13 protein-coding genes and 1 riboswitch are annotated in these 15,593 nt (G+C 69.2%); of the genes, 2 read left to right on the forward strand and 11 right to left on the reverse strand.

Annotation, left to right across the window (positions count from 1 at the left end):
- Positions 1-183 precede the first annotated feature (183 nt).
- Positions 184-1,665: an N-acetylmuramoyl-L-alanine amidase family protein gene (locus tag AL072_RS01725; RefSeq protein ID WP_045581773.1), complete on the reverse strand. Its 1,482-nt coding sequence runs from the start codon at positions 1,663-1,665 to the stop codon at positions 184-186.
- Positions 1,666-2,325: 660 nt separating this feature from the next.
- Between AL072_RS01725 and AL072_RS01730 the strand changes: the two genes are divergently transcribed.
- Positions 2,326-5,409 (forward strand): Rne/Rng family ribonuclease, encoded by a 3,084-nt coding sequence (locus AL072_RS01730; RefSeq protein ID WP_045581772.1) that lies wholly within the window; start codon positions 2,326-2,328, stop codon positions 5,407-5,409.
- 101 nt (positions 5,410-5,510) lie between these two features.
- The gene (gene greB / locus AL072_RS01735) at positions 5,511-6,062 is read left to right on the forward strand and encodes a transcription elongation factor GreB (RefSeq protein WP_045581771.1); all 552 of its coding nucleotides are present in this window, start codon (positions 5,511-5,513) and stop codon (positions 6,060-6,062) included.
- 232 nt (positions 6,063-6,294) lie between these two features.
- On the opposite strand, the gene thiC is transcribed toward greB, so the two are convergent.
- The 10 genes from thiC to rpmH all read right to left on the reverse strand — a co-directional run bounded on the left by thiC (position 6,295) and on the right by rpmH (position 15,573).
- The gene (thiC, locus tag AL072_RS01740) at positions 6,295-8,037 is read right to left on the reverse strand and encodes a phosphomethylpyrimidine synthase ThiC (protein WP_045581770.1); all 1,743 of its coding nucleotides are present in this window, start codon (positions 8,035-8,037) and stop codon (positions 6,295-6,297) included.
- Positions 8,038-8,152: 115 nt separating this feature from the next.
- Positions 8,153-8,289, reverse strand: a riboswitch (TPP riboswitch).
- Between the two features lie 79 nt (positions 8,290-8,368).
- Entirely contained in the window at positions 8,369-9,352 is a 984-nt protein-coding gene (locus AL072_RS01745) for a magnesium transporter CorA family protein (protein WP_045581769.1), read from the reverse strand.
- Between the two features lie 62 nt (positions 9,353-9,414).
- Entirely contained in the window at positions 9,415-9,711 is a 297-nt protein-coding gene (locus AL072_RS01750; protein ID WP_045581768.1) for a hypothetical protein, read from the reverse strand.
- Positions 9,712-9,771: 60 nt separating this feature from the next.
- Complete coding sequence (argB, locus tag AL072_RS01755) at positions 9,772-10,671, reverse strand: acetylglutamate kinase (protein ID WP_045581767.1); 900 nt, start codon at positions 10,669-10,671, stop codon at positions 9,772-9,774.
- 75 nt (positions 10,672-10,746) lie between these two features.
- Positions 10,747-12,054: a cation:proton antiporter domain-containing protein gene (locus AL072_RS01760; protein WP_045581766.1), complete on the reverse strand. Its 1,308-nt coding sequence runs from the start codon at positions 12,052-12,054 to the stop codon at positions 10,747-10,749.
- Between the two features lie 16 nt (positions 12,055-12,070).
- Entirely contained in the window at positions 12,071-12,754 is a 684-nt protein-coding gene (yihA, locus tag AL072_RS01765) for a ribosome biogenesis GTP-binding protein YihA/YsxC (protein WP_045581765.1), read from the reverse strand.
- 134 nt (positions 12,755-12,888) lie between these two features.
- A complete protein-coding gene (gene yidC / locus AL072_RS01770) occupies positions 12,889-14,631 on the reverse strand; it encodes a membrane protein insertase YidC (RefSeq protein ID WP_045582599.1) in 1,743 nt (580 codons plus the stop codon).
- Between the two features lie 55 nt (positions 14,632-14,686).
- The gene (gene yidD, locus AL072_RS01775) at positions 14,687-15,016 is read right to left on the reverse strand and encodes a membrane protein insertion efficiency factor YidD (RefSeq protein ID WP_045581764.1); all 330 of its coding nucleotides are present in this window, start codon (positions 15,014-15,016) and stop codon (positions 14,687-14,689) included.
- 15 nt (positions 15,017-15,031) lie between these two features.
- Complete coding sequence (gene rnpA / locus AL072_RS01780; protein ID WP_045581763.1) at positions 15,032-15,430, reverse strand: ribonuclease P protein component; 399 nt, start codon at positions 15,428-15,430, stop codon at positions 15,032-15,034.
- A gap of 8 nt (positions 15,431-15,438) precedes the next feature.
- Positions 15,439-15,573 carry a 50S ribosomal protein L34 gene (gene rpmH / locus AL072_RS01785; protein WP_012973146.1) on the reverse strand — a complete coding sequence of 45 codons (135 nt, stop codon included), beginning with the start codon at positions 15,571-15,573 and terminating at the stop codon, positions 15,439-15,441.
- Between the last annotated feature and the right edge of the window lie 20 nt (positions 15,574-15,593).

Consider the following 15,593-nt stretch of genomic DNA (forward strand, 5'->3'; position numbering starts at 1 on the left):
CGCCGCGGCCCCGGACCCATCGGTCCCGGACGGCCGGCACGCCTGACAAGGCGGCGCATCCTACACCGCCGCGGCGTGAAGCGCCGCCCCCGTTCCCGTCATGTCAGGAAAATGTGACGCGCAGAGGGCGTCGGCGGGAAAGCGCCGGCGCAAAGGGAGTAGAAGGGCGTCCCCGGCGGCGTTTCAGCTGCGCTGCGACCCGTGCAGCCAGCGGAAATAGGCGTCGATGGTGCGCGCCAGCCCCCTGCCCAGCCGTTCGCGATGGGTGGAGGAGGACAGCAACCCGACATCCTGCCGGTTGGACAGATAGCCCATCTCGATCAGCGCCGACGGCACGTCGGGGGCGGTCAGCACGGCGAAGCCGGCCTGCCGGTGCGGCTTGTTCGGGATCAGCGGGACGTCCCGCGCCAGCGTCTGCAAGGCCAGCGTCGCGAAGCGCTTGGAATGGTTCATGGTGTCGCGCTGGGCCAGATCGATCAGGATGTTGGCGACCAGCCGGTTCTCCCCCGACAGGTCGAGCCCGACCAGCGCGTCGGAGCGGTTCTCCTTGGCGGCCAGCATCTCCGCCTCGCGGTCCGACGCCTTGTCCGACAGGGTGTAGATCGACAGGCCGCGCATGTCGCCGCTGCTGATGCTGTCGGCGTGCAGCGAGATGAACAGGTCCGCCCCGGCGTCGCGTCCGATGGTGACGCGGTCGCGCAGGCGGATGAACACGTCGCTGTCGCGGGTCAGCTTCACCCGGTAGCGGCCGGTCGCCTCCAGTTGGCGCTTCACCTCGCGGGCGGCGGCAAGCGTGATGTCCTTCTCATAGACGCCGCCGACGCCGATGGCACCGGGATCCTGCCCGCCATGGCCGGGGTCCAGCACGATCAGCGGCCGTTCCGCCACGGCCGGCGGCTTGTTCTCCGGCGGCGGCGGGGCGATGGGCAGCGCGGCCGGCATCAGCTGCGCCGGCGGGATCGGCGGCAGCGGCGCGAAAGGCGGCGGGGCGGCGACGGCGCTCGACGCGGTGGCGCTGGACTCGGTCGACAGCGTCTGACTGGGAAGCGGCACCGCCATCGCCGACGCCACCACCGACGCCATCGTCAGAGGCCCCCGGCCTTCGGCGGTCCTGCCGCCATCCTTGCCCCCGGATACCGCAGCGAGCTGGCGGAACTCCGCCGGCGTGGTCCGCTCCAGATCGAGGACGAGGCGGGGCTGGCGGCCGTCGCGCGCCGGGATCATGAAGCCGTCGCGCAGGCGGGCCGGGCCGACGGTCTCGAAGGTGAGGCGCGTGCCGCGCTGGCCGCCCGCACCCTGCCCGGCCGCATGGTGGTAGCGCGCCACCACCCCCTTGCCTTCCACCGGCAGCGACCCGCCGGGCCAGACCAGATCGGGCAGGTCGACGATGACCCGGTAGGGATCGGCGGCGAGCGACACCGAGAAGGGCACGGCATCGCTCAGCTCCAGCACGAAGCGCGTCATGTCCGGATGCAGGCCAAGCCGGGCGTCGACCACCGCGGTCCGCTGGGGCGGGACCGGCAAGGCGGCCGTGGTCTGCGCCGTCGAGGGGCCGGAGACACCGAGCAGCAACGCCAGCAGAACCAGCACCGCCGCGGCGAACAGGCGGAATGCGGACGGGCGGGCCGGCGTGGCGGCGGTCGGCAGGCTGGGCGGCCGTGGCATCGACTCTCCTCGGCGGCAGACGGGAACGGCAAAAGGTACGCGGTGCGGACACTGCGCGATCCGTCCAGCTATAGCCCAGCCAATTCAACGCTCTCAACGCGGATCGTCAGATCCCGTGTCAATTGCCGGCGGGGGTGCCGTTCCTGCAACACTGGTCCGGCCGGCGGAAGGCCGCGCCCCGACCACCCCCACGTTTCCGTGCGGCGAAACAGTTCGCCGAATCGGCGCATTTCCGCGTTGTGCAAGAGGGATCGCTTGTCTATGGTATCTTTGCGACAGACCGCAATTCGCCAGATTCGGGCCGGAATCCCAAGGTGGGCGCCGATCTCGCTGATCCCCGGATCAGCCGATCGCCGGTCACGGGGCCGTCCATCGGGGCTGCGGCGTCGCCCCCGACCCCGCCCGTCCGGCCGTCCGCGCCGGAGGGTCGTCGCGGGGTGGCGCGTTCGGATTGGCGGTGAGAGGACGAAACCTCGAAGCTGGCTGTGGCCGCAAGGCGGCAGCCCGGCGCGTGTCCACCGGTCCGTCCTGGCTGCTCTCGTCAGCGCCGTTCGGCGGCTCCGGTCCGTCGCGCCGTATGCTTCGCCCACAACAGACGCTGCGTCCAGGCGGCCCGACCGGTCGCGCGGGTTCCCTGGGTCGCGCCGTTGAGGAACGTATATGGCCAAGCGCATGCTGGTGGACGCCACGCACCCGGAAGAAACCCGGGTCGCCGTGGTCAACGGGAACCGGCTGGAGGAACTCGACTTCGAGATCGCCAGCCGCAAGCAGCTGAAGGGCAACATCTACCTGGCGAAGGTGACGCGGGTCGAGCCCTCGCTCCAGGCGGCCTTCGTGGAATATGGCGGCAACCGCCACGGCTTCCTCGCCTTCTCCGAAATCCATCCCGACTATTACCGCATCCCGATGGCCGACCGCGAGGCCCTGCTGGCCGAGGAGCGCCGGCTGGAGGAGCAGGCGGAAGCCCGGGCCGAGGCCGCCGCCGACGGCGCCGTGATGGCCGAGCCGATTCGCCCCGAGCAGATCGTCGAGGAATGGTCGCCGATGCCCTCGCCCATCGCGCCGGAGGCCTCCGACGACGAGGGTGACGACGAGGAGTCCGAAGGCGGCTCCGACGAAGATGACAGCGGTGCAGCGCTCGGCTCCGAGAACGCCGCCGAGGACCGCGGCGCTCCGTCCGAAGGTTCCGTCCCGACCCCCGACATGCTCGGCGGCGACGAGGACGAGGAGGTCGAGACCCAGCGCCGCCGCTCGCGTCCGCTGCGCTCCTACAAGATCCAGGAAGTGGTGAAGCGCCGGCAGGTCATGCTGGTGCAGGTGACGAAGGAGGAGCGCGGCAACAAGGGTGCGGCGCTGACCACCTACCTGTCGCTGCCTGGCCGCTATTGCGTGCTGATGCCCAACACCGGGCGCGGCGGCGGGATTTCCCGCAAGATCACCAATCCGGCCGACCGCAAGCGCCTGAAGGAAATCCTGTCGGATCTCGACATTCCGGACGGCATGGCGGTCATCCTGCGCACCGCCGGCCTGGAGCGCTCCAAGCCCGAGATCAAGCGCGACCTGGAATATCTGCTGCGCCTGTGGGACGACATCCGCGAACAGACGCTGAAGTCGTCGGCGCCCTGCCTCATTTATGAAGAAGCGAACCTGATCAAGCGGTCGATCCGCGACCTCTACGCCAACGACATCGACGAGATCTGGGTCGAGGGCGATACCGGATTCCGCACGGCGCGCGAATTCATGGACATGCTGATGCCGGGCCATTCCCAGCGAGTCCAGCTGTACCGCGACAGCCAGATCCCGCTGTTCCACCGCTATCAGGTGGAAACCCAGATCGACGCCATCCACAGCCCGGTGGTGCAACTGCGGTCCGGCGGCTACATCGTCATCAACCCGACCGAGGCGCTGGTCTCCATCGACGTCAACTCCGGCAAGTCGACCCGCGAGCGCAACATCGAGGAAACCGCCTACAAGACCAACCTGGAGGCCGCCGACGAGGTGGCGCGCCAGCTGCGTCTGCGCGATCTGGCCGGCCTGATCGTCATCGACTTCATCGACATGGAGGAGCCGCGGAACAACGCCGCCGTCGAGCGCCGCATGAAGGAGGCGATGAAGAACGACCGGGCACGCATCCAGCTCGGCCGCATCTCCGCCTTCGGCCTGCTGGAGCTGTCGCGCCAGCGTCTGCGCCCCTCGCTGCTGGAGACCAACTTCGAGCGCTGCCCGCACTGCTCGGGCACCGGCGTCGTCCGCTCGGTCGAATCGGCCTCGCTGCACGTCCTGCGCGCCATTGAGGAGGAGGGCATCCGCAAGCGGTCGGCCGAGATCACCATCTACGTCCCGACCTCCATCGCGCTCTACATCCTCAACCAGAAGCGCGGCGAACTGGCCAAGATCGAGGAGCGTCACGCGTTCAGCGTCATGGTCCAGGCCGACGACACCCTGATCGCCCCGGACCACCGTCTGGAGCGCAACAAGGCCCGTCTGGCCGACGAGGACGCGCCGCTGGTCAGCGCCGACCGCGTGATGGCTGAGACCGATCGCGCGCTCGCCGCCGAGCCGGTCGAGATCGTCGAGGAGCCGGAGGTCGAAACCGAGACCGTCCAGGCCGCCCAGACCGAAGAGACCGGCGAGCGTGCCGAGGCCAACGGCGACGCCAATGGCGAGGACCGACGCCGCCGCCGCCGCCGCCGCCGCGGCCGTGGCCGTGACCGCGAGGACGGCCGTCCGGAGGGTTCGGGCGATGCCGAAGCCGGCGACGAGACCGACGAGGCCGGCGACGAGGTGAACCAGGAGGCCGACGAGGCCGCCCCGCTCGCCGCCGCCCCGGCCGAGGCGATCCCGGAAGCCGCGATCTCCGAACCCGTGGACCTCGAAGGCGACGAAGCCGACGAGGAAGAGGGTGAGGGCGAAGGCGAGGACGAGACCGGCGCCGATGCCGGCGACCGCAATGGCGATGGCCGTAAGAAGCGTCGCCGCGGCAAGCGCGGCGGTCGCCGCCGGTCGCGCCGCGAGGGTGCGGAAGGCCTGGAGGGTGGCGAGGAAACCGCCGCCGACCTGCCGGCCGAGACCGCTGCGGCCCACCCCCCGGCCCCGGCCGAGGCTCCCGACCTCGACTGGATCCTGGCGGGCGAGTCCGCTCCGGCACCGGAAGCGGTGGTCGAGAACGCCGCTCCGGCTCCTGTGCCTTCCGCCGAAGCGCCGGCGGTGACTCCGGCCAAGAAGGCGTCCCGCAAGCGCAAGGCCGCGGCCGAGGCGCCGGTGGAGGCTGCTCCGGTCGTCGCCCCGGTCGTTGCCGAAGCACCGGCCAAGGGCCGCAAGCGCAAGGCCGCCGCTGTCGAAGCGCCGGTGGAAGCCGCTCCGGCGATCCCGGCCGAGGTGCCGGCGGAAGCCGCCGCCGAAGCGGCTCCGGCCAAGAAGGCGTCCCGCAAGCGCAAGGCCGCGGCCGAAGCGCCGGCGGAAGCCGCTCCGGTCGTCGCCGAAGCGCCGGCCAAGGGCCGCAAGCGCAAGGCCGCCGCTGCCGCCGAAGCCCCGGCGGAGGTCGCCACCGACAAGGCTCCTGCCAAGAAGGCGGCGCGCAAGCGCAAGGCCGCTGCCGAAGCCCCGGTGGAAGCTGCTCCGGCGGTTGCCCCGACGGTCGAGGCGCCGGCCGCCGCTCCCGAGCCGGCGGCATCTGAACCGGCGACTGCCGGCGACGACGCCGACTCCCCGGCCAAGCCGCGCCGCGGCTGGTGGAAGCGGTAAGCCGAACGGCCCTTTCAGGACCTGAGGAACGGAAAAGGCGCCGCAGGGCGCCTTTTCCTTTTCCCGGACGTTATCTCCCTGCCACTTGGACAGGTCGGACCATGAGCAAGGCCTTCACCCGCGAGAACGACACGCCCGACGACGACGAGCTAGACGATCCGGCACCGCTTCCCCAGGGGTTCAAGAACTACATGACCCCGCCCGGCTTCCAGCGCCTGCAGGGGGAGCTGCGCCACCTGCTGCGGGTGGAGCGGCCGAAGGTGGTCGAGGTGGTGTCCTGGGCCGCCGGCAACGGCGACCGCTCGGAGAACGGCGATTACCTGTACGGCAAGAAGCGGCTGCGCGAGATCGACCGCCGCATCCGCTTCCTGAACAAGCGGCTGGAATCGGCGGTAGTGGTCAATCCGCAGGACCAGAAGAACCGCGAGCAGGTCTTCTTCGGCGCCACCGTCACCTATGCCCGCGACGATAGCACCGAGAACACCGTCACCATCGTCGGCGCCGATGAGGTCGACCCCGACCGCGGCCATATCAGCTGGATTTCCCCCATCGCCCGCGCCTTGCTGAAGGCCCGCGTGGGCGATGTGGTCGATGTGCGCACGCCGGCCGGGATGGAGCAGATCGAGGTGCTGGAGATCGGCTACGCGGAGTGACGGGTGGTTGTCCGGTCGCCCCCTCCCCATCCCTCCCCCTATCGGACGGACCTTCGGTCCGCCGAGGGCGGGAGAGGGGGGTAGGATTTTTGCGGAATTGCTGCGGAGTTCCCTCTCCCGCGAAGCTCTCGCACAAAGCTCTGCTTTGTGCTGACGCGGCAGGCGGACCGCAGGTCCGCCGAGAGCGGGGGAGGGTTAGGGAGGGGGCACAGCGCGCCCCCTCCCCCACACCTCACTCCGCGGCCGGCTGGTAGATCTCCCCGCCGGATTCGCGGAACTTCGACGACATCTCCGCCATGCCCGACTCGGCGGCCTCGCGGATTTCCTGCGTGATCTTCATCGAGCAGAATTTCGGCCCGCACATCGAACAGAAATGTGCGGTCTTGGCACCTTCCGCCGGCAGCGTCTCGTCGTGGTAGGCCATCGCCGTGTCGGGGTCGAGCGACAGGGCGAACTGGTCGCGCCAGCGGAACGAGAAGCGGGCCCGCGACATGGCGTCATCACGCAGTCGGGCCGCCGGGTGGCCCTTGGCGAGATCGGCGGCGTGGGCGGCGATCTTGTAGGCGATGACGCCGGCCTTCACGTCGTCGCGGTCGGGCAATCCCAGATGCTCCTTCGGCGTGACGTAGCAGAGCATCGCCGTGCCGAACCAGCCGATCATCGCCGCGCCGATGGCGCTGGTGATGTGGTCGTAGCCGGGTGCGATGTCGGTCACCAACGGCCCCAGCGTGTAGAAGGGCGCCTCGCCGCACAGCGCCAGCTGCTTTTCGACATTGTGCTTGATCTTGTGCATGGGCACATGGCCCGGCCCCTCGATCATCACCTGGACGTCACGGGCCCAGGCCAGCTTGGTCAGCTTGCCCAGCGTTTCCAGCTCGGCGAACTGGGCGGCGTCGTTGGCGTCGGCCTGGCTGCCCGGCCGCAGCCCGTCGCCCATCGACAGCGCCACGTCATAGGTGCGGCAGATCTCGACGATATCGGCGAAATGATCGTAGAGGAAATTCTCGCGGTGATGCGCCAGGCACCATTTGGCGATGATCGAGCCGCCGCGCGAGACGATGCCGGTCACCCGCTTGGCCGTCAGCGGAATGTGGGCCAGCCGCAGCCCGGCATGGATGGTGAAATAGTCGACGCCCTGCTCCGCCTGCTCGATCAGCGTGTCGCGGAACAGCTCCCAGGTCAGATCCTCGGCCTTGCCCTTGACCTTCTCCAGCGCCTGGTAGATCGGCACCGTGCCGATGGGAACCGGCGAATTGCGCAGGATCCATTCGCGGGTCTGGTGGATGTCGGCGCCGGTCGACAGGTCCATCACCGTGTCGGCGCCCCAGCGGATCGCCCACACCATCTTCTCCACCTCCTCCTCGATCGAGGAGGTCACGGCGGAGTTGCCGATGTTGGCGTTGATCTTGGTCAGGAAGTTGCGGCCGATGATCATCGGCTCCGATTCGGGGTGGTTGACGTTGGACGGGATGATCGCCCGCCCGCGCGCCACCTCGTCGCGCACGAACTCCGGCGTGATGAAATCGGGAATGTCGGCACCGAAATCCTCGCCGTCCCTCGCCGCCTCAAGCGCTGCGGCACGGCCGAGATTCTCGCGGATGGCGATGTATTCCATCTCGGCGGTGACGATGCCGGCGCGGGCGTAGGCCATCTGGGTGACCGCGACGCCGCCCCGGGCACGCAACACGTCGCCGGCCGCCATCTTGCCCGCGGTCGCCTCGACATCGCCGCGCGCCAGGATCCAGTCGCGGCGGTGCTTGGCCAGCCCGGCCCGCACGTCGATGGCGACCTGATCGTCGGTGTAGGGGCCCGAGGGGTCATAGACGGCCAGCGGCGGCTCGCCGCCGGACAGCGCGATCTCGCGCAGGGCGACGCGCAGTTCGGGAAAGCGGGTGCCGGGCACATGGATTTTCCGCGACGACGGCAGCGGGCCGGTCGAGATGCGGACAGCGGATTCGTTGAAGTCCTTGGGCATTGGGTTTCTCCGTCGGAGGTGGGCGGACAAACCCGGGACTGCGGACGGAGGTGCGGTGTCTTCGTGCGGACCGTTACCCATGGCGGGTAAAAACGGACGGCCTGGGCCGGATGCGGCCCGTCACGAGGTCCCTCCCTTCGCCGGTATGACCCGGATCAGGTTCAAAGGGTCACCACGCTGCCGCGGGGCGCCTGTCGCGCCGTCCGGCCGTTGGTATCTCAGTCCCCTGTCGGGACCCCCCTGGAATGAGCCCATCCTGCCGGGGCGGGCGCCGCCTGTCAAAAGGAAAGAGCCGCAGACGATCCGCCTGCCATATTGTGGAAAATGCCGGCTACATCCAGCGCTTCAGCCGCACATAGATCATTGGCAGCAGTGCCGACAGAACCATGAGCAGCAGGGTGGAGGGATAGCCGAACGGCGAGTCGGACCCCGGCATGTCGCTGAAATTCATGCCGCCGATGCTGGCGACCAGGGTCGGCGGGAACAGCAGCACGGTCAAGACCGACACGATCTTGACGATCTCGTTCTGCTCGACGTTGATCTGGCCCAGCGCGGTGTCCAGCGCCAGAGCCACCTTGCCAGCCAGGAAACGGGCATATTGGTCGAGCCCGCGCAGATCCTGCAACGTGGTCTTGGCCCAGCGCCGCGTCGCCTTGCCGGAGTTCCAGCCGTCGCCGCGCGCCAGGAAATCGGTCATGCGGGTGAGGCTTGCCAGGCTGACCCGCGCCTTGCCGATCAGATGCCCGGCATGGCCGATGCGCTTCAGCGTCTGCGAATCGTCCAGCGTCTCGCCGCGCGAGCGCAGCTTGCGGCCACGGAAGAAGCGGCGGTTCAGCACGTCCAGCTCCACCCCCGTCCGCCGCAGCACGGCGGAGGTGCGGTCGACCATGCCGTCGACCAGCGCCGCCAGCACCAGCTCCCCGCGCGACGCGGCGACCTGCCCATGGGTGGCGCGGCGGCGGAAGGCCAGCAGGGCTTGCGGGTCGATGTCATGGATGGTGACCAGCCGCCGCCCGGCCAGCACGAAGCTGACGGTCGCGATGCGCGGCTCGTCGGTATCGGCCCAGACCAGCGCGGTGACGGTCATGGTCAGCGTTCCGCCGGTGACGCGCAGGCGGCTCGACTCCTCGATCTCCGCCATCTGCTCGCGGGTCGGCAGGCTGGCGCCGATCAGTGCCTCCGCCTGCGCCAGTTCGTCGGCCGTCGGGTTGATCAGGTCGAGCCAGACCGCAGCCTCGGGCAGCGGCGCCGCCTCGTCGGTGGCCTCCCGCGCCCAGCGCAGCAGACCGCCGTCATTGACGAAGACATGCAGCAAGGGTGCGCTCCTTGCGAAATTGGCTGGAGAATGGGCTCCGGGCGGCTCTTGGCCCTTTTCGGTCAGGTCACCCTGCCGCCCCGCCGCGGCTTGGACGGGGCCGGCGCGGGCTCCGGCGCCTGCTCGCCGTCCAGATCCAGCGCCGCGCCTTCCTCCTTCAGCGCCTGTTCCAGCTTGCGGCGGAAGGCACCGCCGTCATCCCGGGCATCGAGGAAGTGGCCGACCGCTTCCTTGGCCGCGTCGCTGTCGTAGGGAACCTTGCCGAACACCGCCAGCTTGGCACGTTCCACCAGCTTGGGGTCCATCCGGTCGCGGATGGCCTTCATCTGGCGGAGCAGTTCCTTGCGCAGGTCGCTCATCGGCTTCCTCCCCTACGGCCGGCCTCCTGCGGTCGGCCGGCTTCCCCCCTATATGGGCCGTCAGGCCTTGCCGATCAGGGTGCCGGCGCCGCCCTCGGTGAAGATTTCCAGCAGCAGCGCATGCGGAACGCGGCCGTCCAGGATGACCGCGGCGTCGACGCCCTGTTCGACCGCGCCGATGCAGGTCTCGATCTTCGGGATCATGCCGCCGGACGCGGTGCCGTCGGCGATGGCCTTGTGGGCATCCTCCAGCGACATCTTCTCGATCAGGGTCTTGTTCTTGTCCAGCACGCCGGCGACGTCGGTCAGCAGGAAGAAGCGCGCCGCCTTCACTGCCGCCGCGACGGCGCCGGCCGCCGTATCGGCATTGATGTTGTAGGTGTCGCCGTTCACGTCGAAACCGACCGGCGCGATCACCGGGATGATGTCCGACTGCGCGAGAGCGTGCAGGATCTGCGGGTTCACCTTGTAGGGCTCGCCGACGAAGCCGAGGTCCAGCACCCTCTCGATGTTGCTGTCGGGGTCGCGCTGCACGCGCTCCAGCCGGCGGGCGATGATCAGGTTGCTGTCCTTGCCCGACAGGCCAACGGCGCGGCCGCCGGCGCTGTTGATGGCGGCGACGATCTGCTTGTTGATCGAGCCGGCCAGCACCATCTCGACCACCTCGACCGTCTCCTTGTCGGTGACGCGCAGACCGTCGATGAAGCTCGACTTGATCTTCAGCCGCTCCAGCATCTGGCCGATCTGCGGGCCGCCGCCATGGACGACCACCGGGTTGATGCCGACCTGCTTCAGCAGCACGATGTCGCGCGCGAACAGCTCCGCCAGCCCGGCGTCGCCCATGGCATGGCCGCCGTACTTGATGACGAAGGTGCTCCCGGCATAGCGGCGCATGTAGGGCAGCGCTTCGGACAGGGTACGGGCCTTGGCGAGCCACTCGTCACGGGTGGGAGTCTGCACGGGAGGATGCCCTTTGTCGGGGTGGACGGTTGGGCTTCTTTAACGGAAAGGCCGGCCGGTTGCCTAGGGGGCAATTTAACGGCCGGACCCGCCCAGCGCCGCCCCTTCCATCTCCGCCGGCCGCCACCGTCCGGCCAGCCGGGTCATCGGCTGCGTCAGGGCGGTCACCGTCACCGCCATCAGCACCATCGCCGAGAAACAGGAACCGGACAGCACCCCCGCCTCCAGCAGGACGGTCAACACGATGACCTCCATCAGTCCCTTGCAGGGCATCAGCGTGCCGAGCCGGAGCGCGTCCGGCCAGCACTCCCCGGTCAGCCGGGCGGGCAACGCGGTTCCTACCATCTTGCCGACCAGCGTGACCAGGCTGGCCAGCCCGAACACCGTCCATTGCGCCGGGTCGTCCAGCGTCAGCGTCACCTTCAGCCCGGTCAGGGTGAAGAAGAAGGGCAACAGGATCAGGGTGGAGAAATGCTCCAGCCGATCCAGGATCGCCGCGGCGAAGCGGCGCGGCATCGCGGTGCCGGCGACGAAGGCGCCCAGGATGTAATGCAGCCCGATCACTTCCGTCACCGCGGCGGACGCCAGCAGCGCCGCGCAGGTGACGACCACCGCGGTGTCGCCCATCCGCCCGTCCGGCGCCACCCGTTCCAGCAGGCGGTCGAGCAACGGGCGGACCGCCAGCACCGTCACCCCGACATAGGCGAAGCCCAGCAACGCCACGGTGGCGACCGCCCAGCCCTTGCCCCCATCTCCACCGGCCCCGCCCCCGGCACCCCCATCTCCAGCGGTCCAGGCCAGCACGGCGGTGATCAGCAGCCAGAGCAGCGCGTCGTTCACCGCGGCATAGCCCAGCGCCAGCCGGCCCACCCGATCGCCGAGCAGGCCCATCTCGCGCAGGATGGCGCCGAGCACCGGCAGCGCCGTGACCCCGACGCAGATGCCAAAGCCGGCGGCGAACAGGCCCGGCGTGGCGCGCGGCCCGGTCATGGCCGGAAAGGCGCCGGCCAGCCACCAGCCCAGTGCGCCGCCCAGCAGCGTGGGCACCAGCATGCTGGACAGCGCCACGGCGGCGAAGGCGCTGCCCCGGCCGCGGAACTCCGCCGGATCGAGATGCAGGCCGGTCAGGAAGGCGAAGAACACCACCGCCATCAGCGCCAGCCCGGACAGCGGCACCAGGGCCGCCGGGGCGAACAGCACCCCCCACAGGTCCGGCGCCAGCCGGCCGAGCAGCGACGGGCCGAGCGCCACCCCGAACAGGATCTGGATCACCACCATGGGGGCGACATGCCGCCCGCCGCCGAGACGCCACAGCAGGAACGGCCCGCCGATCAGCAGCAGCGACTGCAGGAGGAACAGCAGCGCGGGTGACGGTCCAACCATCGCCGCCGCCTCGCGCTCAGTCGACGGCGAGCGCGAGCGCCGCCAGGCTGGCGCGCAACTCCGCGATCCCGGTGCCCTTTTCGGAGCTGGTGACGTGGATGTCCGGGAAGGCGGCAGGATGCTTCTTCAACCCAAGCTCCGTCGCCTTGCGCACCTTGTCCAGCTCCGCCGGCTTCACCTTGTCGGCCTTGGTCAGCACGACGACATAGGGCACGGCGGTGCGGTCCAGCATCGCCATGATCTCGTCGTCGTTGGGCTTCAGCCCATGGCGCGCATCGATCAGCACCAGCGCCCGGCGCAGGGTGACGCGACCGCGCAGGAAGCGGCGGACCATGTCGTTCCACGCCTCCACCTTCTCCTTCGATTCCTTGGCATAGCCGTAGCCGGGCATGTCCACCAGCTTCAGCCGGTCGCCGAGGTTGAAGAAGTTGAGCTGCTGGGTGCGGCCCGGCGTATTGGAGGTGCGGGCCAGCGTCTTGCGCCCGGTCAGGGCGTTGACGAGGCTGGATTTGCCGACATTCGAGCGGCCGGCGAAGGCGACCTCCGGCAGGTCGGCCTCGGGCAACTGGTTCAGCGCGTTGGCGCCCCAGACGAAGTCGCACTCCTTGGCGAACAGCAGCCGTCCGGCCTCCAGCGCGGCCTCGTCGAAGCCGGAAACGATGCTGGGGGTGGCGGCGGTCGGCTTGTCGGAGGTGGTCATGGCGGGCGCTCGCGTTTGGATGGGCTGAAAAAACATACCGCCGGCAAGGGCCCGTCAAGGGTCTTTGCCGGCGGCAGGTCTGGAAAAGCGGGCCTGGGAAAGCAGGCCCGGGGAGGCGGATCGGGACCGGAGGATCAGACCTTCACGCCCATGCGCTTCATGATGGTCCATTGCTGCAGGACCGACAGGGTGTTGTTCCAGGCCCAGTAGATCACCAGACCGGCCGGGAAGCCGGCGAGCATGAAGGTGAAGATGATGGGCAGGAACTGGAACACCTTCTGCTGGATCGGGTCCGGCGGTGCCGGGTTCATCTTCTGCTGGAACCACATGGTCACGCCCATGATCAACGGCCACAGGCCGAGATGCAGCATGGTCGGCGGGCTCCACGGGATCAGGCCGAATGCCGTGAACAGGTTCGTCGGATCGGGCGAGGACAGATCGTGGATCCAGCCGAAGAACGGCGCGTGCCGCATCTCGATGGTCACGAACAGCACCTTGTAGAGCGCGAAGAACACCGGGATCTGGATCAGGATCGGCAGGCAGCCGGACACCGGCGAGACCTTCTCGCGCTTGTACAGCGCCATCAGCTCCTGGTTCATGCGCGCCTGATCGTCGCTGAACTTCTCGCGCAGCTCCTGCATCTTCGGCTGCAGCGCCTTCATCTTGCTCATCGCCTGATAGGACTTGTTGGCGAGCGGGAAGAAGACGGCCTTGACGCAGACGGTCAGCAGCAGGATGGCGAGGCCGAAGTTGCCGAGCACCTGGCCGAAGAAATCGAGCGCATAGAAGAAGGGCTTGGTCAGGAAGTAGAACCAGCCGAAATCGATGGCGAGGTCGAAATTCTTGATGTTCAGCTTTTCGGAATAGGCGTCGAGCAGCTTCACCTGCTTGGCGCCGGCGAACAGGCGCCCGGTGTTCTCAGCCGACGCGCCAGGGGCGATCGTGACGGGAGCACCCATCGTGTCGGTCTGGTAGCGGTCGGTGTTGGCGACCTGATTATAGAGGAAGCGCGCGGTGACCTTCTCGTTCGGGTCGGGCACCAGCGAGACCAGCCAGTATTTGTCGGTGATGCCGACCCAGCCGCCGGTCGTCTCCTTGGAAATCGAGCCGGCCTTGCGGACGTTGTCGTAATTCTCCTCGGTCAGCGAGCCGTTGAAGACGCCGAGCGGGCCCTCATGCAGGATGTAATAGCCCGACGTGTGCGGCGTGCCGCTGCGCGACACCAGGCTGTAGGGCAGCAGGGTGACCGGGGCCGCGCCGGTGTTGCGCACCGTCTGCGTCACCGTGAACATGAAGTCCGGGTCGACGGCGAACTTGCGCTCGAACACCAGACCCTGACCGTTGTCCCAACTCAGGGTCAGCGGCTTGGCCGGGGTCAGCGCGGTGCCGTCGGCGGTCCAGCGGGTGGTCGCGGTCGGGGTGGCGATGCCGGCGCCCTGCGGCACCCAGCCGAACTCGGCGTAATAGGCGGCGGGCGTGCCGGCCGGGGCCAGCAGCACGATCTCCGGGCTGCCCGGCTCCGGCGTCTCGTGATACTGGGCGAGCGTCAGGTCGTCGATGCGGCCGCCGACGAGGTTGACCGAGCCGTGCAGGGCCGGGGTGTCGATCTTCACGCGCGTGCCGGCCGCCAGCTGCTCGGCGAGCAGGACGGGACGCTCCTTCGCGACCTCGGCCATGCCCTGGGGGGCCATGCCGGGGGGCTGCTGGGCGGGCACGCCGGGGGCCGGCACCGGCACCGACTGCTCCGTCTGGGCGGCCTGCTGGGCTGCGAGTTGCTTCTGCTGCTCCACCCGAGGCTTCTCGTAGAAATACTGGAAGCCCAGAAGGATGGCGATCGACAGGGCAATCGCGATGATGAGGTTGCGTTGGTCGGTCATGGCGTCCCGGTTGCCGTGGGGCCTTTGGAAGAAGGGCGGCGTGTGCGCGGCCTTGTTACGGCTTTTCGCCGGGCTGGGCAACCGCCGCATGCCCTTTTTCCGGAGCGCCGCAGCGATGCGGCGTCGCCGCAGCCTGCGCCGCCACCGGATCGGGCACGGGATCCCAGCCCGACCCGCCCCAGGGATGGCAACGCCCGAGCCGGCGCAGCGTCAGCCATCCCCCCCGGATGGCGCCGTGCTTTTCCAGCGCGTCGATGGCGTAGCAGGAGCAGGTCGGCTGGAAACGGCAATGCCAGCCCACGAAGGGCGACAAGGTCCAGCGATAGAGATAGACGAGCGCGCGGAGCAGATGCGCGAGAGGGCTGAGGCCCGCGATGCGAAACATGACGTCGCGGCCTCCCTACCTCTCCACCGGCCCCTCCGCCTCGCGCCACAGGCCGAGGCGTTTCAGCGCGGCGGTCAGGTCGCCGATCAGGTCGGGCCATGGCCGCTCGGCCGTGTCGCCGCGGGCGACCAGCACGAAATCATGGCCGGGCGCGGCATGGACGGACAGGATCTGCCGCGCTGCCTCACGCAAACGGCGGCGGGCGCGATTGCGCACCACCGCATTGCCGACCTTGCGGCTCGCCGTCAGGCCAAGACGGATGCGCGGCTCGCCATCGGCGGGCCGCTGCCTGTCGTCGTGCCGGCGCACCTGGAGGATCAGGCCGGGCGCCACATGCTTGCGGCGGGTCCCGGCCACGGCCAGAAATTCCGGCCGCCGCATCAGGCGCCCGACCCGTTGGTCCGGCGGCGCCATCGCGGGAATCAGGCGCTCAGAACCTTGCGGCCGCGGGCGCGGCGGCGGGCGATCACCTTGCGGCCGCCGACGGTGGCCATGCGGGCGCGGAAGCCATGGCGGCGCTTACGCACGATTTTGGAGGGCTGGAACGTGCGCTTCATGGCGCCTACTCCTTAAGCTT

The organism is Azospirillum thiophilum, assembly GCF_001305595.1.
Lineage (GTDB): Bacteria > Pseudomonadota > Alphaproteobacteria > Azospirillales > Azospirillaceae > Azospirillum > Azospirillum thiophilum.

Excerpts from the sequence above, each read along its gene's own strand:
- AL072_RS01725 (WP_045581773.1), bottom strand. The coding sequence starts at position 1,665 with ATGCCACGGCCGCCCAGCCTGCCGACCGCCGCCACGCCGGCCCGCCCG.
- AL072_RS01730 (WP_045581772.1), top strand. The coding sequence starts at position 2,326 with ATGGCCAAGCGCATGCTGGTGGACGCCACGCACCCGGAAGAAACCCGG.
- greB (WP_045581771.1), top strand. The coding sequence starts at position 5,511 with ATGAGCAAGGCCTTCACCCGCGAGAACGACACGCCCGACGACGACGAG.
- thiC (WP_045581770.1), bottom strand. The coding sequence starts at position 8,037 with ATGCCCAAGGACTTCAACGAATCCGCTGTCCGCATCTCGACCGGCCCG.
- AL072_RS01750 (WP_045581768.1), bottom strand. The coding sequence starts at position 9,711 with ATGAGCGACCTGCGCAAGGAACTGCTCCGCCAGATGAAGGCCATCCGC.
- AL072_RS01760 (WP_045581766.1), bottom strand. The coding sequence starts at position 12,054 with ATGGTTGGACCGTCACCCGCGCTGCTGTTCCTCCTGCAGTCGCTGCTG.
- yihA (WP_045581765.1), bottom strand. The coding sequence starts at position 12,754 with ATGACCACCTCCGACAAGCCGACCGCCGCCACCCCCAGCATCGTTTCC.
- yidC (WP_045582599.1), bottom strand. The coding sequence starts at position 14,631 with ATGACCGACCAACGCAACCTCATCATCGCGATTGCCCTGTCGATCGCC.
- yidD (WP_045581764.1), bottom strand. The coding sequence starts at position 15,016 with ATGTTTCGCATCGCGGGCCTCAGCCCTCTCGCGCATCTGCTCCGCGCG.
- rnpA (WP_045581763.1), bottom strand. The coding sequence starts at position 15,430 with ATGGCGCCGCCGGACCAACGGGTCGGGCGCCTGATGCGGCGGCCGGAA.
- rpmH (WP_012973146.1), bottom strand. The coding sequence starts at position 15,573 with ATGAAGCGCACGTTCCAGCCCTCCAAAATCGTGCGTAAGCGCCGCCAT.